General features: G+C 71.2%; 26 protein-coding genes. 14 read left to right on the top strand and 12 right to left on the bottom strand.

Features of this window, described 5'->3' with window-relative positions:
* The first annotated feature begins 47 nt into the window (after nt 1–47).
* Entirely contained in the window at nt 48–950 is a 903-nt protein-coding gene (locus OIE12_RS33290) for an SDR family oxidoreductase (protein WP_329141674.1), read from the top strand.
* Nucleotides 951–1,284: 334 nt separating this feature from the next.
* Here the strand turns inward: OIE12_RS33290 and OIE12_RS33285 are convergent, their stop codons facing one another.
* From OIE12_RS33285 to OIE12_RS33275, 3 genes are read right to left on the bottom strand one after another with little or no spacing between them, the layout of a single operon-like run.
* Entirely contained in the window at nt 1,285–1,656 is a 372-nt protein-coding gene (locus OIE12_RS33285; RefSeq protein WP_329141673.1) for an antibiotic biosynthesis monooxygenase family protein, read from the bottom strand.
* Between the two features lie 31 nt (nt 1,657–1,687).
* Entirely contained in the window at nt 1,688–2,281 is a 594-nt protein-coding gene (locus OIE12_RS33280) for an NADPH-dependent FMN reductase (RefSeq protein WP_329141672.1), read from the bottom strand.
* The gene (locus tag OIE12_RS33275) at nt 2,278–2,730 is read right to left on the bottom strand and encodes a VOC family protein (RefSeq protein WP_329141671.1); all 453 of its coding nucleotides are present in this window, start codon (nt 2,728–2,730) and stop codon (nt 2,278–2,280) included. The genes OIE12_RS33280 and OIE12_RS33275 overlap by 4 nt, the downstream gene beginning before the upstream one ends.
* A 99-nt stretch (nt 2,731–2,829) precedes the next feature.
* Here OIE12_RS33275 and OIE12_RS33270 point away from each other — a divergent pair, with 99 nt between their 5' ends.
* Nucleotides 2,830–3,822, top strand: a complete 993-nt coding sequence (locus OIE12_RS33270; RefSeq protein WP_329141670.1) for an Lrp/AsnC family transcriptional regulator — start codon at nt 2,830–2,832, stop codon at nt 3,820–3,822.
* 814 nt (nt 3,823–4,636) lie between these two features.
* Here the strand turns inward: OIE12_RS33270 and OIE12_RS33265 are convergent.
* Nucleotides 4,637–5,635, bottom strand: a complete 999-nt coding sequence (locus OIE12_RS33265) for a helix-turn-helix transcriptional regulator (RefSeq protein WP_329141669.1) — start codon at nt 5,633–5,635, stop codon at nt 4,637–4,639.
* Between the two features lie 106 nt (nt 5,636–5,741).
* On the opposite strand from OIE12_RS33265, the gene OIE12_RS33260 reads away from it, so the two are divergent.
* The 3 genes from OIE12_RS33260 to OIE12_RS33250 all read left to right on the top strand — a co-directional run bounded on the left by OIE12_RS33260 (nt 5,742) and on the right by OIE12_RS33250 (nt 7,851).
* A complete protein-coding gene (locus OIE12_RS33260; RefSeq protein WP_329141668.1) occupies nt 5,742–6,155 on the top strand; it encodes a DUF1761 domain-containing protein in 414 nt (137 codons plus the stop codon).
* A gap of 100 nt (nt 6,156–6,255) precedes the next feature.
* Complete coding sequence (locus OIE12_RS33255) at nt 6,256–6,717, top strand: VOC family protein (protein ID WP_329141667.1); 462 nt, start codon at nt 6,256–6,258, stop codon at nt 6,715–6,717.
* A gap of 93 nt (nt 6,718–6,810) precedes the next feature.
* Entirely contained in the window at nt 6,811–7,851 is a 1,041-nt protein-coding gene (locus OIE12_RS33250) for an aldo/keto reductase (RefSeq protein WP_329141666.1), read from the top strand.
* A gap of 196 nt (nt 7,852–8,047) precedes the next feature.
* On the opposite strand, the gene OIE12_RS33245 is transcribed toward OIE12_RS33250, so the two are convergent.
* Complete coding sequence (locus tag OIE12_RS33245; RefSeq protein WP_329141665.1) at nt 8,048–9,154, bottom strand: FAD-dependent monooxygenase; 1,107 nt, start codon at nt 9,152–9,154, stop codon at nt 8,048–8,050.
* A 333-nt stretch (nt 9,155–9,487) separates the two neighbouring features.
* Nucleotides 9,488–10,096 carry a TetR/AcrR family transcriptional regulator gene (locus OIE12_RS33240; protein ID WP_329141664.1) on the bottom strand — a complete coding sequence of 203 codons (609 nt, stop codon included), beginning with the start codon at nt 10,094–10,096 and terminating at the stop codon, nt 9,488–9,490.
* 69 nt (nt 10,097–10,165) lie between these two features.
* Between OIE12_RS33240 and OIE12_RS33235 the strand changes: the two genes are divergently transcribed.
* The 6 genes from OIE12_RS33235 (at nt 10,166) to OIE12_RS33210 (ending at nt 15,152) form a co-directional block, all read left to right on the top strand.
* The gene (locus OIE12_RS33235) at nt 10,166–11,215 is read left to right on the top strand and encodes an alcohol dehydrogenase catalytic domain-containing protein (RefSeq protein WP_329141663.1); all 1,050 of its coding nucleotides are present in this window, start codon (nt 10,166–10,168) and stop codon (nt 11,213–11,215) included.
* 39 nt (nt 11,216–11,254) lie between these two features.
* Complete coding sequence (locus OIE12_RS33230) at nt 11,255–11,857, top strand: NADPH-dependent F420 reductase (RefSeq protein ID WP_329141662.1); 603 nt, start codon at nt 11,255–11,257, stop codon at nt 11,855–11,857.
* A gap of 62 nt (nt 11,858–11,919) precedes the next feature.
* The gene (locus OIE12_RS33225) at nt 11,920–13,005 is read left to right on the top strand and encodes an alkene reductase (RefSeq protein WP_329141661.1); all 1,086 of its coding nucleotides are present in this window, start codon (nt 11,920–11,922) and stop codon (nt 13,003–13,005) included.
* Nucleotides 13,006–13,487: 482 nt separating this feature from the next.
* Entirely contained in the window at nt 13,488–13,883 is a 396-nt protein-coding gene (locus tag OIE12_RS33220) for a hypothetical protein (protein ID WP_329141660.1), read from the top strand.
* Nucleotides 13,862–14,083 (top strand): helix-turn-helix domain-containing protein, encoded by a 222-nt coding sequence (locus OIE12_RS33215; RefSeq protein ID WP_329141659.1) that lies wholly within the window; start codon nt 13,862–13,864, stop codon nt 14,081–14,083. Before OIE12_RS33220 ends, OIE12_RS33215 begins: the two co-directional genes overlap by 22 nt.
* A gap of 130 nt (nt 14,084–14,213) precedes the next feature.
* Nucleotides 14,214–15,152 carry an alpha/beta hydrolase gene (locus OIE12_RS33210; RefSeq protein WP_329141658.1) on the top strand — a complete coding sequence of 313 codons (939 nt, stop codon included), beginning with the start codon at nt 14,214–14,216 and terminating at the stop codon, nt 15,150–15,152.
* Between the two features lie 43 nt (nt 15,153–15,195).
* Here OIE12_RS33210 and OIE12_RS33205 read toward each other — a convergent pair whose 3' ends face one another.
* Nucleotides 15,196–15,888, bottom strand: a complete 693-nt coding sequence (locus tag OIE12_RS33205; RefSeq protein ID WP_329141657.1) for an SDR family NAD(P)-dependent oxidoreductase — start codon at nt 15,886–15,888, stop codon at nt 15,196–15,198.
* A 176-nt stretch (nt 15,889–16,064) separates the two neighbouring features.
* A complete protein-coding gene (locus tag OIE12_RS33200) occupies nt 16,065–16,898 on the bottom strand; it encodes a helix-turn-helix domain-containing protein (RefSeq protein ID WP_329141656.1) in 834 nt (277 codons plus the stop codon).
* A 390-nt stretch (nt 16,899–17,288) separates the two neighbouring features.
* On the opposite strand from OIE12_RS33200, the gene OIE12_RS33195 reads away from it, so the two are divergent.
* Complete coding sequence (locus OIE12_RS33195; RefSeq protein ID WP_329141655.1) at nt 17,289–18,545, top strand: chloride channel protein; 1,257 nt, start codon at nt 17,289–17,291, stop codon at nt 18,543–18,545.
* A gap of 156 nt (nt 18,546–18,701) precedes the next feature.
* Here the strand turns inward: OIE12_RS33195 and OIE12_RS33190 are convergent, their stop codons facing one another.
* Nucleotides 18,702–19,079 (bottom strand): MerR family DNA-binding transcriptional regulator, encoded by a 378-nt coding sequence (locus tag OIE12_RS33190; RefSeq protein ID WP_329141654.1) that lies wholly within the window; start codon nt 19,077–19,079, stop codon nt 18,702–18,704.
* A gap of 75 nt (nt 19,080–19,154) precedes the next feature.
* On the opposite strand from OIE12_RS33190, the gene OIE12_RS33185 reads away from it, so the two are divergent.
* Nucleotides 19,155–19,883 carry an SDR family oxidoreductase gene (locus OIE12_RS33185; RefSeq protein WP_329141653.1) on the top strand — a complete coding sequence of 243 codons (729 nt, stop codon included), beginning with the start codon at nt 19,155–19,157 and terminating at the stop codon, nt 19,881–19,883.
* A gap of 118 nt (nt 19,884–20,001) precedes the next feature.
* Here OIE12_RS33185 and OIE12_RS33180 read toward each other — a convergent pair whose 3' ends face one another.
* Nucleotides 20,002–20,934, bottom strand: a complete 933-nt coding sequence (locus OIE12_RS33180; RefSeq protein ID WP_329141652.1) for an aldo/keto reductase — start codon at nt 20,932–20,934, stop codon at nt 20,002–20,004.
* Between the two features lie 104 nt (nt 20,935–21,038).
* The gene (locus OIE12_RS33175; protein WP_329141651.1) at nt 21,039–21,896 is read right to left on the bottom strand and encodes an aldo/keto reductase; all 858 of its coding nucleotides are present in this window, start codon (nt 21,894–21,896) and stop codon (nt 21,039–21,041) included.
* A gap of 434 nt (nt 21,897–22,330) precedes the next feature.
* On the opposite strand from OIE12_RS33175, the gene OIE12_RS33170 reads away from it, so the two are divergent.
* Complete coding sequence (locus tag OIE12_RS33170) at nt 22,331–22,453, top strand: hypothetical protein (protein WP_329141650.1); 123 nt, start codon at nt 22,331–22,333, stop codon at nt 22,451–22,453.
* Nucleotides 22,454–22,534: 81 nt separating this feature from the next.
* Here the strand turns inward: OIE12_RS33170 and OIE12_RS33165 are convergent, their stop codons facing one another.
* On the bottom strand, nt 22,535–23,098 hold the full coding sequence (locus tag OIE12_RS33165) for a COG4315 family predicted lipoprotein (RefSeq protein ID WP_329141649.1): 564 nt from the start codon (nt 23,096–23,098) through the stop codon (nt 22,535–22,537).
* Nucleotides 23,099–23,110 lie beyond the last annotated feature (12 nt).

Here is a 23,110-nt window from a genome sequence, read left to right as displayed (position 1 = left end):
ACCCCAGTGAGTTGACAACGTCATCCGAGTACGGCAGGGTCATTCGGGTGACAAAGTCATCCGAAACTCAGGAACTCGTCGTCGTCACCGGTGCCTCCACCGGCATGGGCGCGGCCACCGCCCGCGAAATGGCCCGCTGCGGCTTTCATGTCCTGGCCGGTGTGCGGCGCGACAGCGACGGCCGGGCGCTCCTCGCCGACGGCATCGAGCCGGTCATTCTCGACATCACCGATCCGAACCACATCACGGCGCTGGTGGACCGCATCGACAGCGACGCTCAGGGCCGCCCCGTGCGGGCACTGGTCAACAACGCGGGCCTGCCCATGGCCGGGCCGGTCGAGATGATCCCGCTCGACCAATGGCGGCGCCTGTTCGAGGTGAACGTCTTCGGTCACATCGCGCTCACCCAGGCCCTGGTGCCCGCGCTGGTCCGCAGCGCGGGCCGGATCGTCAACATCAGTTCGCTGAACGGCAAGGTGTCCATGGCCGGTTACGGCGCCTACGCCGGCAGCAAGTTCGCGCTGGAGGCGGTGAGCGACGCGCTGCGCAACGAACTGGCCCCGCACGGTGTGCAGGTCGTGGTCGTCGAGCCGGGCGGCGTCAGGACCGAGATGGCCGGCCTCGGCCTGACGACGTTGAGCCGCCTCAGTGCCGGGATGACCTCGGAACAGAGCGCCCGCTACGCGGACTTGATGCAGGCGATCCCGTCCCACGTCGCCGCGTTCACCAAGGCCGGCGTGAGTGCCGAGACCGCGGCCCGCACGATCGCGAAGGCCGCGACCGTCCGCCGGCCCCGCGCCCGCTACACCATTGGCGCAATGACCGCCTTCCTCATCCGCGCCTCCCGCCTCCTGCCCGACCGGGTGCTGGACCGGATGACCACCTCCGATCTGCGCAAGCACTATCCGGACCGGGCCCGCCGGGCCCCCGCAGTACACCCCGCCTCCTGACAGACCGGGCTCCCGCCTGAGCCGATGACCGGCGGGCCTGCCGGTCAGCCCGTCAGTCAAAGCGGCGCCCCTGGCGGGTTCGCCTTTCGCCGATGCCAGGCGTGCTCGGCAGGAAGCCGTGGTAGCGGCCCAGGGAGCCGGGACGCACGCGGCGAGCCTCGCTCGGCCGCACCGGAGCCCGCCGCGGGGCCCGGCACGACTCTCCTACGGTTGAAGCGAACGGTCAGTGCCTGCGAGCGCCCCGGCAGCTCCGGCCGCTGGACGGGCCCCGTGGCAGGGACGGAGCGGCGGGCGTAGCCATGCGCGCCGAACGGTCCGGGACCGCTTCAGCATGTCAGGCGACGCAGATCCCCGGCACTGCCTGCGCCCGGAACAGATGCGGGCTGGCGACGAGACTGGCCGGGTACAGGGCCCGGGCGGCCGCGCGGACGCTGTCGTCCAGGCGGGCCGTGCGGTAGTGGTCCGTTGATTCCCACACGGCGTGGTTGAGGAAGGTACTGCTGCCGGCGATACCGCGGTACAGCTGGGTGGAGATGAAGCCCGGCTGGTGTTTCAGTGCGGCCGCGTCGGTGGACCAGGCCAGCAGCAGCTGGTCGACGTCTTCGGGGGCGACCTGCAGGACGTTGACGAGGATGACCGGTCCGCCTCCCTCCTCGAGCTGGTCGGTGAGTGTGACGTGGGGGTCGAGTTCTCGGAACTCGGGCATGGTGGCTCCTTTCGCGAGGCGGTCGGGAGGATCAGGTGTGTGCGGCCGTCCGTTTCGATTGGACGGTCCGGTGCAAGGCGTCCAGGGCTGTGGTGAGTCCGTGCTCGATCGGTGCGGTGGGGCGGAAGACCCGCCCGTCGCCCCGAGGGTGCAGCAGTTGGTCGATGTGCGGGATCGGGACGAAGCCGACCACCTGCAGCTGGAGCGCGATCAGCACCGGTTCGAGGGCCATCGCAGCCCGGGCCCCGGCTGCCACGCCACCGTAACTGACCAGGATCACCGGCTTGCCGCGCCATTCCCGGAACAGGTGGTCCAGGGCGTTCTTCAGGGCGGCGTGGTAGCCGTGGTTGTACTCCGGCATCACGAAGATGTATCCCGCCGCGCGGTCGATGAGCTCGCTGAAGGCGCGGGTGGACGCCATCTGGTAGTCACCCGAACTCGGGTGCCCTGGCTCCGCGAGCATCGGCAGGCCGATCTCGGCGAGGTCGACCACCTCGATGTCGAAGGCGCCGCCCGCGGCGGCCTCTGCGGCGACCCACCGCGCGGTGGGCGCGCCCGCGCGGCCGGGCCGGGTGCTTGCGATCAGGACCTGGACGAGGGGACGGCCGGTCGAGGATTCGGTCATGACAGGTCCGGGAGCTTTCCGCTCGCCTTGAGCTCCTCACCGAGCAGCGGGTTGACGTGCTCGGCGTCGAGACCGCCGCTGCCGTAGGGGCGGGTGATGATCTCCAGTTCGTGGCCGCTGGGGTCGTTGAAGTAGACGCCGCGGCCGTCATCGAGGCGGTTGATGACTCCCGGTTCCTGGTGCCGGGGGTCCCCCCAGTACTCCAGGCCGCGCTCCTGTATCCGGGCGAAGATCGTGTCGAACTCGTTCTCGCTGACCAGGAAGGCATAGTGCTGCGCCATGATGTCGCGGTCGGTGGTCATGTAGTCGAAGGTGATGTCGGGGCTGACCTGCACCGTGACGAAGTGACCGAGTTTCACCGGAGGCTCGTAGCCCAGCATGTCGGTGAGGAAGCGGGCGGAGGTCCCGGCATCGCGGGACCAGACGATCTGGTGGTTCAAGACGCTCATGCGCCCAGTGTCCTTCGCTTCCTGCGAGAACCCCAGCGATCAGCCGGATATGGCCGCGCAACTTCCATGTGGTTCACGTGGGGCATCTAAAATCCCGGCATGGATCTCGTTGATCAACAAATCCTCCAGTGTCTGATGCTCGACGGGCGGGCTCCGATGCGCCGGATCGCCGAGGTGGTGGGGGTCTCGGAGCAGACTGCGATGCGCCGCTACCGCGCGATGCGGGAGGCGGGGGTGCTCCGCGTACTGGTCAGTGAGGCAGCCGCCTCGGCACGGCACCGGCTGTGGCTGCTGCGGCTGCAGTGCCGCCCTGACGCCGCCGCGCACCTGGGTGCCGTGCTCGCCACGCGCGAGGACGTCTCCTGGGTCGCATTGCACTCCGGCGGTGCGGAACTGATGTGCACCACGACCCTGCCCGCCGACGCGGCCTGCGGTACAGGGGTCCTGCCGCAGATCTCGCACACCGCGGAAGTCCTGTCCTTCACTGCGCACCTGGTGCTGCACTCCTACTCGGGCGGCCCTGCCGAGTGGTCCGCATTCGAGGAGCCGCTGGGCCCGGACGCGGAGCGGCACCTCCTCCAGGGGCGCGATCCCAACCGGCGCGAGGCGACGTACAGCCCGGTGCCCGACGAGGACCGTCCGCTCCTGGAGGAACTGCGCCACGACGGCCGCGCCACCGCCGCCGCCCTGGCCCGCGCCCTCAACTGGCCGCTGTCCAGGGTCAGAAGCCGTCTGCAGTCCCTCCTGGACAGTGGCGCAGTCACCGTGGACGTGGACGTGATGCTGGAAGCGTTCGGCTACCGCACCTCGGCCACACTGCTCCTGCAGGTCTCCCCCAGCCTCATCACCACGGTCTGCGAAGCCCTCTCCGCACACCCGCAGACCAGCTGGGTCGCCGCCATCACCGGCTCCGCGAACATCGTCGCCGCCGTCACCTGCCGCGACAGCACCGAACTCTTCAGCTATGTCACGGAGCAGCTCGGCGACCTGCCTGGAGTGACGCACGCCGAGGTCGTACCGGTGCTCACCAGACTCAAGCAGGCGGCGACCCGCGTCACCGGCAGCCGGCTCACCGAAGCAGGCGGCTCATGAGCGGCCCGGCTGCTTCGCCGTGACTCCCACACCCGTGCACACGGCTGCCGTACCGAACGACTTCGCTCGTGCGCTTACATCAGTGGGGATCGGGGCTGCGCTGCGAGGTGATGTTGCGCCCACGGGCAGTGGCCGCCCGGGATCTGCGCGGCGGCAGCATACGAGACGAGCATCAAGGCGAGCACAGCCGCGCGGGACCGGCTCGCGCAGCCGGCGGCCGAGCACGGCACCACCACTCGCGGCGTGGTGGAGGACCTCGCGCAGGGCACTCCGACGCGGTCCGAGCATGCCGAGCGGGCCGAGCTGGCCCGCGCCGAGCTCGCCTGCGCCCTCGGCCACGCGCCGAGCGCGGAGGCCGAGGCCGAGGCTCGGGCGCTGCTGGAGCGCCTGGACTGCTGCGTTTCGGGCACTCCTTCGCCGCCGTCCACGCCATGCACGCCGCCCGCCCCTCCCCCGCCCGCCCCTCCCGGCGGCCGGTACCTGCTCGCCCTGAGCCCCAAGGCATACGCCGGCACCGGCGTCCAAGCCGTCCACCCCGGCCAGTGGCCGTCATTCCTCCGGCCCCACCGTCCACCACCGGCAACACCCGCTGCCGCTTCGGTGGAAGCAGCGACGCCCTCGCACGGCCGCCTTCCTTGTGCGCGGACCCGGTTCTCCGACCTGCCGGAGATACGCATGGTTCACGGAACGATGTACCAGGCCCTGTACGTCCCGGGCCGCGGCGAGCTGCGCCACGAATCCGCCCCAGCGGCGAGGCCTCAACCCATGCGCGCGGCATGCCGCAACAGACTGTTCACGGGACGGCGCGAGCTTCTCACGTCTGTGTCCGGGAAGTCGCGTGGCCGCGGCCGGCCGCGGCGTTGGCGCACCGGTCGGCCAGGTGGGCGAACGCCTCGGTCAGTTCGGGGGGAGCGACGACTTCGATGTCGGCGTCGTAACAGGCGATGGTGGCGGCGAGGCTTGCCCATGACCATGCTCCGAGAGTGAGCATGCACCGGTGCGGGCCGGCTTCTTCGACGATGCCCTCGCGGGTGTAGAGGGCCACCTCGGCGGCGGGCAGGTCGAGGATCACGGTGCCCTGGCAGGGCCAGCCGGCGGTCGTGCCGTCGGAGCCGCGGAACGTGCCGGTCACGTAGGTCGCGACGTCCCCGCCGGGCAGCGCGCGTGGGGTGAAGCGGGGCCCGTTGGGTGTGCGCGGGGTGATGCGGTCGGCGCGGAAGGTGCGCCAGTCCTCGCGGTCGAGGTCCCAGGCGATGAGGTACCAGCGCCCGTTCCGGGTGACGACGTGGTGGGGCTCGGCCCGGCGCAGGGTCTTGTCCGCATCCTCGGAGCCGTAGTCGAAGCGCAGCACCTCATGGGTGTGGACGGCGGCGCTGATCGCCGCGAGGACGCCGACGTCGACCGGAGCGGCCGGCCCGGCGGCGGGCGGTTCGACCGCGGTGACGCGCAGGACCGCGATGCGGTGGCGCAGCCGGGAGGGCATGACCTGCCCGAGGGTGTTCAGCGCCCGCCGGGCGGCTTCGGCGAGGCCACCGCCCGAGGCGGCGGTGACCTGCAGGGCGATGCTCAGTGCGACGGCCTGCTCGTCGTCGAACAACAACGGCGGCAGCTCGGTGCCGGCGTCGAGCCGGTAGCCGCCGTCGGGGCCCTTGACGGCGGCGATGGGATAGCCGAGCTCGCGCAGCCGGTCCACGTCACGGCGCACGGTGCGCAGGCTGACGTCCAGACGGTCGGCCAGCAGCGTGCCGGGCCAGTCCCGGCGGGTCTGCAGCAGGGAGAGCAACGCCAGGAGACGGGCGGATGTTTTCGGCATGCCGGTGATTCTCCCCCGAGTAGGTGCCACATCCTGACACCTATGGCTGCGAATCTCTGTTCATGGCCGGACGACACCGGCCACCCTCGAGTACGGAGTGAGCAGCATGTTCGACGTTCTGGGCGATGTGAACTGGGCCGGAATCCTGGTCGGCTTCCTCGCCTTCGCGGCACTCGGCGGCGTCTGGTTCGCGCTGCTGTTCCCCAAGGCCTACAACCGATCCCTCGGCCGCGCCGCCGACGCCAAGCCGCAGACGTCGCCGCTGTTCTTCGCCGGTCCTCCGCTGTCGGCGCTGGTCATCACCCTCACCAGCGCGGTCCTGATGGCCGCCCTGCACATCGACACCTACGGTGACGCACTGCTGTTCGGCCTCATCACCGGCCTCGGCTACCTCACCGCCAACACGGTGAACATCGCCATCAATCCCAACTTTCCCCGGCCGCTCTTCTACGCGGCGATCTCCGGCACCTACAACACCCTCGGCAGCGTGATCGTCAGCGTCGTCCTGCTGGCCCTCTGAAACGGGCAACACCGCCCCGGCGGCCCATTCCTGTCCGATGCCTCCCTTTTCTCTCTTCTCCGCACACGCAGACCCTCACCCTCGACAAGGAGTCCTCACCATGGCGCTCACCACCCACACGCACCTCAACTTCCGCGGCGACGCCCGCGCGGCGCTGGAGTTCTACCAGTCGGTGTTCGGCGGCCGGCTCACGGCCGTCACGTACAGCGACTTCGGCATGCCCAAGAACCTGCCCGACGCCGACAAGATCGTCTTCGGCCAGGTCACCGGCGCCAACGGCTTCGCCATCCTGGCCTACGACGTCCCCAGCAATGCCGCCCCCGCCGCCCCGCCCACGGCCACCACCCGCGAGAACGGCCTGACGCTGACCGGCGAACGGTTCTTCGTCGCCCTCGGCGGCGACACCGCCGAGGAGATCACCCCACTGTGGGACAAGCTCTCCGAGGGCGCCGAGATCGTCGAGAAGTTCGGCCCGTCACCGTTCAGCCCCGGCTTCGGGATGCTCACCGACCGCTTCGGCGTCACCTGGATCCTCCAGGTCAACGCCGCCCACGCCGGCTGACCAAGCCCCCGCCCCCGCCCCCGCATCCGGTCCGAGGCAACAAGCCCCCGCTTCACCCCGCCCCGGACCGGATGCGGCCTCGGAAGGAACACCATGCGCACTCGCCCCCTGGGCCGCACCGGAATCCAGGTCAGCCCCTACTGCCTCGGCACCATGATGTTCGGCCCTCTGGGCAACCCCGACCCCGACGACTGCGTCAAGATCATCCACAAGGCGCTCGACGCGGGCATCAACGTCATCGACACCGCCGACGTCTACGGCGGGAACGGCGAAAGCGAGCGCATCGTCGGCACGGCGCTGCGCGGCCGGCGCGACGACGTCGTACTCGCCACCAAATTCAACGGCCCCATGGGTACCGACCCCAACCAGCGCGGCAGTTCGCGCCGCTATGTCGTCACCGCCGTCGAGGCATCGCTGCGCCGCCTCGGGGTCGATCACATCGACCTGTACCAGGTCCACCACCCCGACCCCGGCACCGATGTCGAGGAAACCCTGGCCGCCCTCACCGACCTGGTCCGGGCCGGCAAGGTACGCGCCATCGGCCACTCCAGCCTGCCCGCCGCGCAGATTGTCGAGGCCCAATGGGTCGCGGAGCGGCGCAACCTGGCACGCTTCCGCACCGAACAGCCGCCCTACTCGATCCTCAACCGCGGGATCGAACGCGACGTCCTGCCGGTCTGCGAACGCTATGGGCTGGGCACCCTCGTCTGGAGCCCGCTGGCCATGGGCCTGCTCACCGGCCGCTACCGCGAGGGCAGCCAGGAACGGCCCTCGGCGGTGCGCATGCGGTTCGTGCCCAAGCATCTGACCGACAGGAACAAGCTCGACGCCGTCGAACGGCTCGTCCCGATCGCCGAACAGGCCGGCCTGTCACTGACCCACCTGGCCATGGCCTTCGTCCTCAGCCACCCCGCGGTCACCTCGGCGATCATCGGCCCACGCACCATGGCCCACCTCGACGACCTGCTCGCCGGCGCCGGCACCGTCCTCGACGACGACATCCTCGACGCGATCGACGAAGTCGTCCCGCCCGGCGTGGACCTGAGCCCTCTCGACGTCTCCTACGTGCCGCCCGCCCTGACCGAACCCGACCTGCGCCGCCGCGGGCCGAACGACCGTGCGGCGACGGACTGACACAGTCGCGAGGAGGCCCGGCCGCTCCCGCTCGGCCGGGCCGTCCGCACATCGAGACCTTGCAGTCGGTGCCGATGCGGTTGTCCACGGCACGGCGGGCCTGGACCGCTCGCGCGGCGGGTTCACCTGCCATTGACCCTTGACCGTTTGCCACCGAACTTTGACGGTGATCGACTACCACGGTTTCCGGGGCCGGCTACGGGAGGGCGTGCAGGGGGGCGTGGTTGGCCTTGAAGAGGCGCTCCCCGGCCCGGCGGAGCGTGAAGTTGCGCAGCGGGGTGGGCAGGTTGCGGGCCTTGTCACGGCGGTGGTTCTGGCTCACCACCCAGGCGACCCGGCCGGCTCGCCGGGCCTGGAAGGCCGCGAGGGCCGTGGGGACATCAGATCCGGTCGCGAGAGTGTCGGCGAGCACCAGGGCGTCTTCGAGGGCCATCGCGCCGCCCTGAGCCATGCTCGGGGAGAAGGCGTGGGCGGCATCGCCTACAAGGACGGCGCCGGGACGCGTCCAGACCGTGTTCTCGCTCTCGTGCAGCGCGGCGAAGTGCGCGTTGGCGCCCTGCTCGAGCAAGCGCGGGACGGGACCGCCGAAGTCGGCGAAGAGGGTGCGCCAGTCGCCGGCCGGAGCGGTGGGGACGGGGCTGTTGATGTCGGCGTAGCAGTAGACGCGGCCACCGTTGAGCCGCACGGTCAGGAATGTGCGGCCCTTGCCGCCCAGGCGCGCGGTCCAGTCGGTGATGCCCGGTGTCGCGGCGGTGTCCTCGGCGATGAACCGCCAGCACAACTGGCCCAGGAAACGCGGTTCGGGACCGCCGAAAAGGGAGCGCCGCACGGCGGAGTTGATGCCGTCCGCACCCACCACCAAGTCGTACGTGCCGCTTGCGCCGCCCGCGAAAGTCACGGTTCCGTCGTCGGACACGGACCTCACCTCGGTGTTGTGACGGACGACGGTGCCGTCGACGGCCGTACGCAACACCTCGTGCAGATCGCTCCGGGTGATCGCCAGGCAGCGGCCGACCTCGCCCCAGATCCGGCCGACCTCGAACTCGGCGAGCGGGCGCCCGCGCTGGTCCTGGAGCCGCTGCCACGTCACGGGTTCCGCGCGCTCGGCCACCTGGTCCCCCACGCCGATGCCCCGGAGTGTACGGACGGCGTTCGCCGGAAGGTAGAGACCGGTGCCGAGGGTCTGTCCTTCGGCGGCGCGGCGCTCAACGACCTCCACCGGTAATCCGCGGTCCAGAAGAGCTTTGGCCAGCGCCAGACCGGATATTCCGGCCCCGACGATCAAAGTACGAGATGTGTTCACGAGGGTTTCCTTGCCAACAACGGACAACGTGACGACGTCAACGGATCAGCCCGAGCTGGGCGGACGCATGGCGCTGGATGGTATCGCTCGCGTACGGCGGTGCCCCCACCGCCCCTCCAGACCACCGAGTCCCTCTGGCCGAACTTCACAGGCGGGAACCACCAGTGGTCAGACTTCGGTGGCAAACGGTCAAGGTTCAGTGGCACTGGACAATGATCGGCCGGACAAGTCCCGTTGAACCGCCGCGTCACACGCGGAAGTTCGTGCTCGGGCCAAATAGGGCGCCGGGGGCGGCGAGCGGCCCGTTCGCTTCGGGTGTCCTCTGAGCCGGCGTCAGTCGAGGGCCTGTCGGTGGCCGGCTCGTAGGATCTCCTCGGAGAGTTCGGGCTCGACGTGGCGTACGGCGCGGGCGAGCGTCAGGGCGCCGACCATTTCGCTGAGCAGACGCATGGCCTTGCGGCGGGCCTCGTCCGGGGTGAGTGTGCGGCCCTCCTGCTCGGCTTCGCGCACGAATTCGGCGGCGAAGCCGGCGAGGTAGCCCTCGACCCCCACCGCGTACGCGCTCTGCACGGCTTCGCTGTGCCGTCCGGCGTCCGTGACCAGGGACGCGGAGGGGCAGCCACCGTCCGGGGCATCACGGTGTGCGGTGGACAGGTATCCGGCCACGACCCGCGTCAGCGGGGAGCCGTGCCGGTCCGGGCCGTCCTCGATCTCCTGGGCCAGGACTCCGAGCGATGCGGCGAAGGAGGCTCCGCACACCTCCACGACCAGGTCGTTCTTGGACGCGAAGTGGTTGTAGAAACCGCCGTGGGTGAGTCCGGCCTCCTTCATCAGCTCGGCGATGCCCACCGCGTCGATGCCCTGCGAGCGGAACATGCGGCCCGCCGCCTCGAGGATGTTCTGCCGGTTGCGGGCCTTGTCCTCCTTGGTGATCCGCGGCATGGCCGTCCTCTCGTCGTCGCTCTCGATTTGACCTTTTCGATGACGGCTCTCATTATAACCAGTATTACGATGACACTCATCATCAATACTCTGTGGAACGGGAGCACCATGCGCGCCATCGTCTACGACCAGCACGCGGAAGCCGGACGTGTACTGCGCCTCAGCGAGCAGCCGCCCCCTCACCCGCCCGCCGCCGGGCAGGTACGGGTACGGGTGCTGTCCCGGCCCGTCCACCCCGGCGACCTCGCGGTGGTGCAGGGCTTCCCGGGTGCGCCGCGAGGGCCGTTCGCCAAGCCGCGGATTGCCGGCCTGGAGGGGATGGGCGTCATCGAGAGTGCCGGCGAGGGGGTACGGGAGCTGCGGCCCGGTCAGCGGGTCGCGTTCTTCCCGGTGCCGGGTGCGTGGAGCGAACTCGTGACGGTGCCGTCCGAACTGGTGGTGCCGGTACCCGAGGGCGTCGACGACGAGACCGCGGCCCTCATGCTGGTCAACCCGCTCACCCTGCTCACCCTGCTGCGCGCGGTCGAAGAGGCCCAGCGCGACGGGCAGGCGGGCCCGGTGGTGCAGACCGCCGCCGGCTCGTCGGTGGGAAAACTCGTCAGCGCCGCGGCACGTGAGCACGGCATCCCGCTGGTCAACCTGGTGCGCAGCGCCACGGGGGCACAGACCCTGCGCCGGCGTTTCCCCGGCATACCGGCCCTTTCGACGGACGACGCGGACTGGCGCGCCCAGGTCCGGGACGCCACCGGCGGCCGGGGTGCCCGGGTCGTACTGGACGCGGTGGGCGGCTCCCTGACCGGTGAGCTGGCCGGGCTGCTCGACGACGGCGGCACACTGATCACCTATGGACAGCTCGGCGACGGCAGCACGCCGCTGGAGTCACTCGCGCTGACACCGCGCGCCCTGACCGTGCGGGGCGTGTCCATCGAGCAGTGGATGGCCCGCACGCCCGAGGAGCGGGCCGAGGACGTCGCCTTCGCAGCCCGTCTCGCCGCGACCGAACCGGACCTCTTCGAGGTCGCGGGCCGCTACGACCTCGCCGACTTCGCGCAGGCCATCGACCATGTCCGCCGCCCCGGCAAGAGCGGAACCGTCCTGCTCACCAGCCCCGCCGCCTGAACCCGGAGAACCCCGCAAACCCCAAGAAGGGCACCTGTCATGAAGATCGGAACTCTCGGCGCCGGCACCGTCGCCCAGGCCATCGCCCGTCATGCCGTGGCCCACGGCCACCAGGTCGTACTGAGCAACAGCCGCGGCCCCGCCTCCCTGACCGGCCTCGCCGACGAACTCGGACCGCTCGCCCACGCCGGCACCCCGCAGGAGGCCGCCGCGGCGGAGCTCGTACTCCTCGCGGTCGGCTGGCCCCAGGTCCTGGACGCGACGGCCGGACTGCCGCACTTCGGCGGCCGCGTCGTCATCGACGCCACCAACCAGTTCGCCGCCCCTCCCCCGCACCCGGAGATCGCCGACCTGGGTGAGCTGACCGGCAGCGAATACGTGGCCTCACTGCTTCCCGGAGCCCGCGTCGTCAAAGCGTTCAACACCCTCTACGCCCCGTACATCGCCGCCGACCCGCGCCACGGGGCCGGACGCCAGGTGCTGTTCCTCGCCGGCGACGACGCCGACGCCAAGAGGACCGTCGCGGACCTCACCGCCGGCTTCGGCTTCGCCCCCGTCGACCTCGGCTCCCTGCGCGAGGGCGGACGCCTCATGCAGCTCGGCGGCCCGCTCTCCGCCCTGCACGCCCTCAAACAGGACTGAGCCGGGTCCTCCCGGATCCCCGCTCCTCTTCTCATCTCCCCTTCCACACAAGGACGTTGCTCATGACCACCCAGCCCCTGCTCCAGCCCGTCCGCCTCGGCGCGCTGGAACTCCCCAACAGCGTCGTCATGGCCCCCATGACCCGCTCCCGCGCCCACAACGCCGAGCTGACCCCCACCAACCTGCATGCCACCTACTACGCGCAGCGCGCGGGCGCGGGGCTGATCGTCACCGAGGGGACCTGGGTCAGTCCCGACGCGATCGGCTTCATCAACGTCCCCGGCATCTACACGGACACGCAGACCGCCGGCTGGGCGAAGGTCACCGAAGCCGTCCACGAGGCGGGCGGGCGGATCGTCTCCCAGCTCGGGCACGTCGGGGCGGTCTCCCACCCCGACCACCTCGGCGGCCGCCTGCCCGCCGGGCCCTCGGCCGTCAACCCCGGCGAGATGTCCTTCACCCCCTCCGGCCCGAAGGACACCCTCACCCCGCGCGCCTTCACCGCCGCCGAGATAGCGAGCACCATCGCCGACTACCGTCACGCCGCCGAGAACGCCCGCCGCGCCGGCTTCGACGGCGTGGAACTCCACGCCCAGGTCTCTCACCTGATCCCGCAGTTCCTCAACCCCCGCCTCAACCGGCGCGCCGACGCCTACGGCGGCAGCAGCGAGAAGCGGGCCCGCTTCCTCCTCGACGTCCTCGACGCCGTCGGCGACGTGTGGGGAAGCGACCGCGTCGGCGTGAAGATGTCCCCGCTCTGGACGAGCGGCACCGCCTTCACCGCGGACGAGGAGACACTCGCCGACTACGACCAGCTCCTCAAGAGGCTCAACGACAACGACCTGGCCTATCTGCACCTCCAGGGCGCCCCCGGCACCCTCGAGGAACGCCTCACCCTCTTCTCCCGCTACCGCGCCCACTACCAGGGCAGCATCATCGCCAACCTCGGCTTCACCCAGGCCCTCGGCAACGAGATCCTCGCCCACGGCGTCGTCGACGCGGTCTCCTTCGGCGCCCCCTTCATCGCCAACCCCGACCTGGTCGAACGCTTTACGCACGGCCACCCGCTGGCCGCCGACGACCGGGACACCCACTACGCCGGCCAGGCCGAGGGCTACACCGACTACCCCGCCCATACCGCCGGCTGAGCCGACCGGGAATCCGCCGAAAACGGTGGTACGCCAGGCGAAGGGACCGAGGGCGAACCCGCCGACGGCGCCCTGGTTCGAGCAGACCACCGGCGGCCCTGGCAGGCCGCGGCTGCGCTCGTACGACGGAGTGATGCATGAGGCTCGCGCCGCGCCCCGCACCGGCGCCTCCGTCGCTCGGTGTGCCGGGACGCCTCGCCTTGCCCCGGGGCCGACCGCGCACGTGGCCGCGTTCCGGTTGCTGCGGGCCGGGCCGGCGGGTGCCGGTCCCGGCCGGGGCGGGGCGGGGTTGGAGAGGCGTGTGCCGGACGGTGAGGACGTCCGTGTGCCGACCGAGTTCCTCAGCCGGCTGTGGCGGCAGGGGCCGGGCGCGGCCGACGATCCCTGTCTCGGAGTGAGGGCCGCCGGTCAGTGGCGCTTCGGGCGGCTGCGCCTGATGGACTACCTGGTCGCGAACGCGCCCACGCTCGCCGGTCGACGCGATGGCCAGCCAGTACGCGCTCGCGGCCGTGCTGTTCCGGGCGCGGTACGTGGCCGGGCGGGAGATCCGTCCGCTGCACGTCGCACTGATGTCCAACGCCCCCGCCCGGCACCGGGAGTTGGCGGACCCCTTCGGGGCGCGGCGGCTCGACTTCGGTGTCGGGACCACCGCCATGACCCTCGCGTCCGACGACCTGTCGCTGCCGCTGCCCGACGCCGATGCCCGGCTCGGGGCGGTTCTGCGGCAGCACGCGGCCGACGTGATCGCGGCGCAGGCATCGTCCTGGTCCGGCAGTCGCCGCCCTCGCCCTGGGCGGACAGGCTCCGGCAGGTCATCGCCGCCCAGCCGGCCGGCGGTGGCCTGTCGTTGCCCGGCGTGGCCGGGGCGCTGGCGCTGAGCCCGCGGAGCCTGCAGCGCCGTCTGGCGGAGGAGGGCACCACCTGGCGGGACCTCGTCGACAGCGTGCGCCGCGACCGTGCCGCCGCGCTGCCGGCCCAGGGGCTGAGCCGGAAGGCGGTCGCGGCACGGCTCGGCTTCGCCGACACCCGTGCCCTGCGCGGCGCACTCCACCGCTGGCACCTGAGCCTCGTCCCGTAGGCGACGTTCCGCCGGGACGACTTGGCGCGGCAGAGCCGCCCCCCTGGCGTGCCGGAGCCTCCGCCCCGGCAGGCCCGGCCCGCGAGGATCACCCACAGAAGGGCCAGGGGGATCACCGCGTACGAAAGGCATGCAGATGATGACTGGCGACCAGGAGATCACCGGCCGGTTCCCGGTGGGGTACCACCCGCTGCACCCGAACGTCTCGCTCAACTTCCAGCTCAACCGGTTCCACGGCTGGGCGAACGAGGAGCTGATGCTGAAGGAGATGCGGACGGCGGCGCCCCGCATCGCCGACTACGCCGACTGGACGCGCGAGATGCTCGCACTCAGCGACACCGCGCTGTCCGCCGGCCGTCATCTGCCCGCCGCCCACTACGCCCGCGCGACACAGTTCTTCCTCCGCCCGGACGACCCGCGGTACGCCCCGGCCCGGCAGCGGTTCCTGCACAACGCCGAGACCGGCAACGGCGTCACCGCCGCCGACCGCCACCAGGTCCCGTACGGGGCGACGCGGCTCACGGCGTACCGCTTCACCCCCGACCGGCCGCGCGGCACGATCGTCGTGTTCGGCGGGTACGACAGCTACATCGCCGAATGGCTGCCCGCGGCGCTCGCCCTGCGCGACGCCGGGCTGGACACCGTCATCTTCGACGGGCCGGGCCAGGGCACCGTCCTCGACGCGGGGACGCCCATGACCCCGGACTGGCACCTGCCGGTGGCCTCCGCCGACTGGTTCCTCGGACAGGGCAAGCGCGTCATGGGCGCCGCCACACCGGCCGAGGTCTTCAGGGCCTGGCGCGCGTACCGCACCGACGACGTCTCGCACCTGGTCACCCAGGACGTCCTGCTGCTGGCCGGCGCCGCCGACCACTACGTTCCCCCGCACATGCTCGGCGACCAGATCCTGACCCTGAACGCCGCACGATCGCTCAGCGCCCGCGTCTTCACCGAAGCGGAACACGCCCACAACCACTGCCAGATCGGCAACCAGGGCCTCGCCCTCCAGGTCATCCTCGACTGGCTGGACCAGGTCGGCGGCCGGACCGCCCACCCGGCCGAAGGGTGAGGTGCGGACCGCGGCCGTCACGGCGGACGGACGCCGGGTGGCGTCACCACGGGAGGCTGCCGGAGCGGTCGAGGAACTGTCCCGTCGGCCCGTCCGGGCCGATGGTCGCGAGGGTCACGATGGACTCGGCGCCCTCGGCGACGCTGTGTCCGAGGCCGCCGGTGAAGTCGGTCGCGGTCTGCCCGGGGTCCGCGGCGTTGATCTTCACGTCCTTCAGTTCCCTGGCGTACTGCGTCGTGAGCATCGTGACCGCGGCCTTCGAGGCGGAGTAGAGGGGCAGGGCGTACCGCGACTCGACCCGCGCCGGGTCCTGGGTCACGCCGAAGGAGCCCATCCCGCTGGAGACGTTGACGATGACGGGGTTCGGCGATGTGCGCAGCAGCGGGAGGAAGGCGTGGGTGACGCGCACGAGTCCGACGACGTTGACGTCGAGCACGGCGCTGATGTCGGCGGCGGTGTAGTCCTCGACGGGGCCGACCGTGCCGAGGACGCCGGCGTTGTTGACCAGGACGTCGAGCGTTCCCTCGTGCGCGGCGACGTTCTCGGCCGCCGCCCGGACCGAGGCGTCGTCGGTCACGTCGATCCGCACGAACCGGACGCCCAGCGTTTCGGCCGCGGCCCGGCCGCGCTCGGGGTCGCGGGCGCCGAGGAGGACGGTGTGTCCCGCCTCGACGAGGCGACGGGCGGTTTCGTAGCCGAGGGACTTGTTGGCCCCGGTGATGAAGGTGGTGGTCATGCGGGCTCCTCGTGGTCCGGACAGCACGGTCGTGCGCTGTGCACGCACTTCATGCTGGGCACGCAGGAGCGCCGACGGGAGCTACGGGTCTTGCTGGTACCGCGCGTACCACCCAGCAGCACGGTCCGGTCCGGCGTGACGCGGCAGCGGAGGGGCACTCGGCGCCGAGGAGACACTCAGCGCCGAGAGGACATCCTCTGGACCCCGAGCGTCGCGAGGAGTTCGAGTTTTCCGGCGGCGTCGGTGCCCGGCTGCGGCGTGTACACCACGAGGCGGAGGTTGGTGTCCTGGGTGTTGAGGATGTCGGAGTTCAGGGCGATGTCCCCGACGTCCGGGTGCCGGACGAGTTTGTGCGCGCTCTCGTGGCCGCCCACCGCCCGGCGGTTCCACAGCTCGCGGAACCGTGGGCTGTGGTTGAGCCTCGACACCAGTACCGCGAGGTCCGGGTCGTCGGGGTACCGGCTCGTCGTCGCGCGCAGGTCGGCGACGAGGGACTCCTCGAACGCCGTCCGCTCGGCCGCCGTCTGCCGGACGCGGGGCAGCTCGCCGAGGAACTGCCAGACCAGGACGTTGCGGTCCCCCGCGCCGCGGACCGTGGGGTCGCCGAACGTGGCCGCGAACAGCGGGTTCCAGTGCAGCAACTGCCAGGTCGCGTCGTAGACCGCCAGCGGGTTGCCGGCGAGCTGGTCCACGATCCGGTACAGGCTCCCCGGGATCATGCGCGGGACCCGGCTCGGATCCGCGGCGTGACCGGCCATGCGGAGGAGGTGCGCGTGCTCCTCGTCGGACAGGTGCAGGGCACGGGCCAGGGCCGAGCAGACCTGCGCCGAGGGTGTCGCCACGCGGCCCTGCTCCAGCCGGACCACGTACTCGACGGAGATGCCGGCCAGCGTCGCCAGTTCCGCGCGTCGAAGACCGGGGACCCGGCGGGGTGAGCCGTGTGCCAACCCCACCGTCGCGGGGTCCAGCCGGTCCCGCCACGCCCGCAGCGCGGCACCGAGTTGCTCCATGCCCACCATCCTCCCGCACGCCACGCCACGCCCCGCCGGGTGGTACGCGCGATACCACGAAGTCCGACACGAGGCCCCCTGACGCCTGCCTGATGCCTCTGCTCCCGCCGCGCCAGACCCGGCAGCCGCACACCAGATGTCCGGAGGCTGTCGGAGGGGTTGGACGGGGTGGCCGGGTGTGGCGGAGGGGGGCAGTGGCCCGCCGCTCGGTAGGGTCGCGCTCCCTGCGAGGGCCCACGCACCTCGCGCCACCGCACCCACCGACCCGGGAGTGCCGCCATCGCCGAGTCCGCCCGCCCGCCCGCGAACCCGGAGCACCACGCGCCACAGCCCCAGCAGCAGGCCTCTCTGGCAGAGACGCTGCGCCGACCCGGTTATCTGAGGGCACTGGTGTTCTGCGGCGTCATCGGCATCCCCGTATCGCTGCTGGCGTTCTTCTTCCTCGCCGGCCTGCATGAACTGCAGCACCTGATCTGGGTGGCCTGGCCACATGACGCCGGGTGGGCCGACCCGCCGTGGTGGTGGGCGCTGCCGATGGCAGTGGTGCCGGCGGTGGGCGTGACGCTCGTGGTGCGCCACCTGCCCGGACAGGGCGGACACGTGCCCGCCGACGGGCTGCAGCTCGGCGGCGCGTCCAAGGCTGCCGTACCCGGGGTGGTGCTGGCAGCCGCCTGCGCCCTGCCGTGGGGCGTGGTGCTCGGCCCCGAGGCACCGCTGATCGCCCTCGGCGGCGGACTGTCGCTGCTCTTCCGCGACCTGGCCCGGGCTCCGGCCACCAGGGGAAGCAACCAGATGATGGCCGCCGCGGGCTCATCGGCGGCCATCTCGGCGATCTTCGGCAATCCACTGGTCGGCGCGATCCTGCTCATGGAGATCGCCGGAGTGGGCGGCCCGCAACTGTTCGCCGTGATGCTGCCGGCGCTGCTGGCAAGCGGCATCGGCTCGATCGTCTTCACCGGCTTCGGCCGCTGGACCGGGCTGCACATCGAGAGTCTCGCCCTCCGTCTTCCCGACCCTCCGCGCCTGGACACCGGTGACGTGGTCTGGTCCGTGCTGATGGCCGCGGCCCTCGCCATCGCGATGCACTTCACGCTCGCACTCGGCCGACGTATCGCGGCGCAGACGACATCCCGCTCCTGGCCGCTGATCGCGGTATGCGCCGCAGCCGTGGCCGGATGCGTCACGCTCTATGCCCTCGCCACCGGACGCTCACCCGCCGAGGCCGCGCTGTCCGGGCAGTCCGCACTGGCCGGGCTCGCCAAGGACCCGCACTCCTGGCCGGTCGGCGCGTTGATCGCGGTGCTGGCGTTCAAGGGCGCGGCCTACGCGCTGAGCCTGGGCAGCCTGCGCGGCGGCCCGATCTTCCCCGCGCTGTTCCTCGGCGGCGCGGCCGGCGTGCTGCTCGCACCGCTCCCCGGGTATGGCGTGATCCCGGCGATGGCCGCGGGCATGGCCGCGACGTCCTGCGCGGCACTGCGCCTGCCGGTCAGCTCGGTCGTACTCGTCGCCCTGCTGGTGCGCCACACCGGCCCCCTCCCCCTCATCATCCTCGCCGTGGTCGTATCCCTTGTCACCACCGAACTCCTCTCCACAGCGACCCGGCGGATCCAACGCAGCTTCCCGACCCGCGCCCATCGGGAAAGGTGACCCGCCCTGGCCGGCAGGCTGCCGGCGGGCTCCGTCCGGCTGTTCCACCCGACTGCGCCGCCTCGTCCACCCGCCGGCCGCTGGGCACCAGGTCCGGTATCTCTACCGGCCTCGGAGACTCCCATACGCAGCGCGCGGCGTTGGCGAAAAAGGACGTCAAGGGTGCGTGTCCGTGAGGGCGATGACCTCGTCGAGGCGGTCCCGGGCGGCCTGCAGGTCTTCGATCTTGGCCTGGATGCGCTCGCGTTCGACGCGCAGCATGGCTCGTTGGTCGGCGTCGGTGTGTCCGGCGTCCCAGCACGGAAGGAGTTCGGTGATCCGTCGGCTGGTCAGGCCGGCGGCGTACATCTGCTGGAAGAAACGGACCAGCGGGATGGCGTCCTGCCGGTACAGGCGCTGGCCCGACGGGCTGCGCTCCGGGGTGAGCAGCCCCTGCTGCTCGTAGTAGCGCACGGCGCGCACGGAGACACCGGCGCCCCGTGCCACCTCGCCGATGCGGATCAGCCGCTCGGTCGCGTCCACTGTGGCAGACATGGTGATTCCTCTCACCCCGGGTCTGATGATCGGCACTTGCCTCTGACGTTGGCGTCAGCTTTTAGCGTACCGGGCATGGACATCAACAACTCCGTCGCCCTTGTCACCGGCGCCAACCGCGGCCTGGGCCGCGCCTTTTCCCAGCGTCTGCTCGAACGGGGCGCCCGCAAGGTCTACGCGACGGCCCGCCGGCCGGAGACCGTGGACCTGCCCGGCGTCGAGGTGCTGCCCCTCGACATCACCGACCCCGCATCCGTGCGGGCCACCGCCGAGGCCGCCCCGGACGTCTCACTGCTGATCAACAACGCGGGTGTCAGCACGGGTGCCGATCTGGTGACCGGTTCGCCGGACGCGGTGCGGCACGAACTGGAGACCAACATGTTCGGCCACCTGGAGATGATCCGGGCGTTCGCGCCGGCGCTCGCCGGGAACGGCGGGGGCGCGATCGTCAACGTCCTCTCCGCCATGTCGTGGTTCGGGGGCAGGGGTGCCGGCGCGTATCACCTGTCCAAGGCCGCCGCCTGGGCCATGACCAACGGCGTCCGTCTGGAGCTGGCCGAGCAGGGCACGCTCGTCACGGCGGTGCACCTCGGCCTGGCCGACACCGACATGGCCGCGGGCTGGCCCGTGGCCAAGATCGCTCCGTCGGACCTGGCCGACGCGGCGCTCGACGGGGTCGAGGCCGGCTGCGCCGAGGTTCTCGCCGACCAGTGGAGCCGGGACGTCAAGTCGCGGCTGCCCCTGGCGCCGGAAGAGCTGAACGCCGCGATGGACCGAGCCCTGGCGGCGCTGATGGCGGCCTGAGGGGACGGACGCCTCGGCCCCGGCGGCACGGCACCGCGAGACCGCCCCCGGCCCAGGGCATGGGCCGGGGGCGGCGTCAGCCGTCGGCTGCGCAGAGCGTCCCGGGAGTGGACGACGGTTACGGCACCGTGTAGCCGGCGGCGCGGAACAGTTCGTACCACTCGGAGCGGGTGAGCGGGAGGTCCGAGCCGAGCGCGGCGGCCGTGACCCGCTCCGGTGTGGTGGTGCCCAGCACCACCTGCATCCGCGCGGGGTGGCGCGTGATCCAGGCGACCGCGATCGCCTCGGCCGGCACGCCGTACTTCTCGCTCAGCCGGTCGATCACGGCGTTCAGCTCGGGATGGCGCTCGGAGCCGATGAACGGGCCGTCGAAGAACCCGGCCTGGAAGGGCGACCACGCCTGGATGGTGATGTCGTGCAGGCGGCAGTAGTCGACGATTCCGTCGTCACGCACGAGCGACTGGTCCAGGCCCTGCATGTTCGCGGCGACACCCTGCGCGATCATCGGCGCGTGGGTGATCGACAGCTGCAACTGGTTGGCGACGATCGGCTGCCGGACGTACTTGCGCAGCAGGTCGAGCTGCCGGGGCGTCTGGTTGGAGACGCCGAAGGCACGCACCTTGCCCGCCGCCGACAGCTCGTCGAAGGCGCGGGCCACCTCCTCCGGCTCGACGAGCGCGTCGGGGCGGTGCAGCAGCAGGATGTCGAGGTAGTCGGTGCCGAGCGCCTCGAGCGAGCCGTTCACCGACCGCACGATGTGCTCGTGGGAGAAGTCGAAGTACGGGCCGTCCCGCACGATGCCGGCCTTGGACTGGATGACGAACTGTTCGCGCTCCGACGAGCTGAGTCCCAGTGCTTCCGCGAACCGGCGCTCGCAGCCGTGCGTGTCCGAGCCGTACACGTCCGCGTGGTCGAGGAAGGTGATGCCGGCGTCGCGCGCCGTGTGCACGAGCGTGCGCACCGCCTCGTCGCTCATCTCCTGGATGCGCATCAGACCGAGGACGACGTTCGGGACCACCATGTCGGTGCCGGGCAGGGTGAAGGTCTTCATATGGCTCTTTCGGTGTGGCTTGGAGGTGTGTGGCTTGGAGGTGTGTGGCTTGGAGGTGTGTGACCTGGAGGTGCGCGGCCTGTGAGGTGCGTGGCCTGGACGCGTCAGGCGGACAGGCGTGCGATCTGGTCGGCCGTGAGTTCGAGGTCGGCCGCGGCGGCCGAGTCACGGATGCTCTCGGGGCGCGAGGCGCCGGGGATCGGGATGACGACGGGTGCCAGCGCGAGCTCCCACGCGAGGGCGACCCGGTGGACGCTCGCGCCGGTCTCGTCGGCGACCTGCTGGAACGCTCCGTGGCGCTCCGCGAGGTCCTTCGCGTTGCCGATGCCGCCCAGCGGGCTCCACGGCAGGAACGCGATACCGAGGTCGGCGCAGTGCTCGAGCTCCGGCAGGCTGGAGCGGAACGCGGGCGAGAACTGGTTCTGCACCGACACGAGCCGGCCGCCGAGCACCTCGCGGGCCACGTCGATCCGGGTGATGTCGGCGTTGGAGATGCCGGCCATCAGGATCACGCCCTCCTCCAGCAGCTCGCGGAGCGCGCCGACGGAGTCGGCGTAGGGCACGGCGGGGTCGGGGCGGTGGAACTGGTAGAGGCCGATCGCGTCGACGCCGAGCCGGCGGGCGGACTCCTTCGCCGCGCGCTTGAGGTACTGCGGGTCTCCGTTGCGCGTCCACGATCCGTCGCCGGGGCGCAGGTGACCGCCCTTCGTCGCCACGAGCACGTCGGCGGCGCCCGCGCCGTACTCGCGCAGCGCCCGGGCGATGAGTTCCTCGTTGTGGCCGACCTCGTGCGCGTCGCGGTGGTAGGCGTCGGCCGTGTCGATCAGGGTGACGCCGGCGTCGAGCGCGGCGTGAATCGTGGCGATCGAACGCTGTGCGTCCGGGCGCCCCTCGATCGACATCGGCATCCCGCCGAGGCCGACCGCGGAGACGGTCCGCTCACCGATGGTGCGCTGCCGCATGAGTTCCCTCCTCCTGGACATCCTTGTGCGTGTTTCTCCTGGACGTCTTCGCGCGGAGACGGTGCCGTGCGACGTCGCCCGCTCACTCTAGAAATCACTGATCCAGAAATCCAACAGCTACTGGTGCTGGCATTCAGCAGTGTGGGATGTGAAAAGAGCACCGCCGGGCGGCTTTTCGACCAGGGGTTCCATCGGGCCGACCTGCGGATGCCGTATGCAGCCGGTTGATTCCCGACTCCAGGCCCGGCGACAGGACCCGGGCCGGACGGTTGGCGGCCAGTACGTCGCTGTACCGGCACCCGGCGCGGGCCGTGGCCGGCCGGCAGACCCGCAACGGTCCGGTGGAAGGGGGCGGTCGACGACCTGCGGGCGAGATACGGGGACCGGTTCTGGCTCGGGCATCTCGACGTCACCGAAAGGACACGGCCGTTCCGGTGCCGGGCGATCCGGTCGAGGTCGCGGCGAAGGTGATCGACAGCGTGTCCCGGGGGCCGGCCCCGATGAAGCTGGTGCTGGGCAGCGACTGCTACCGGGTCGCCACCGACGCGGAGGCGTGAACACCGCCACCGTTCGTGCCCGGGCCCGCTGGTGGTTCACCAGCGGGCCCGGAGGAACTACCCTGCGCACACGGGTGGTTGTTACGGCTTGGAGCCGTTCATGATGTTGGCGATGGGTCCGATGAGGAACCACTTGTTGTCGACGCCCTGGCCCTTGATCTGGTGGGGCTCGGTGTCGCCTGTGTAGTAGTACAGCGGGTGGCCTCCGTAGGTGACCTGCTTCGTGCCGTCGGTCCGCTTGATGGTGCCCAGGCTGCTCGGCACGGTGTACTTGCCGGTCACGGTCACCGGCTTGGTCGTCGTGAGCGGCGGCCACTTCTTGGCGCACGCGTCGTAGCAGTGGGACGCCGTCTTCTTGTCGTCGGTGTTCAGGTACAGCGTGCGCCCGGCCGTGTCGGTGAGCCAGATGCCGGCGCTGCCCTTCGCGGTCTTCAGGACCAGTTCGGATCCCGGGTCCGACTTCGCACCCGGGTCCGGCGCCGCTCCCGCGTCCGGCTTCGCACCCGAGTCCGGCGCCGTGGACGCCGTCTTCGCACCGGTGGACGACGAGTCGTCGGAGGAGTCACCGCATGCTGCCGCGAACGTCGCCAGGGCGGCGAGGGAGAGGCCGAGGCCGAGCGTGCGCAGGGAAGTCGTACGGAGCATGACCATCCTTGT

The organism is Streptomyces sp. NBC_00670 (assembly GCF_036226765.1).
GTDB lineage: Bacteria > Actinomycetota > Actinomycetes > Streptomycetales > Streptomycetaceae > Streptomyces.
Note: the sequence above shows the minus strand (reverse complement) of the source record. Positions and strands in the feature narration are given on the sequence as shown.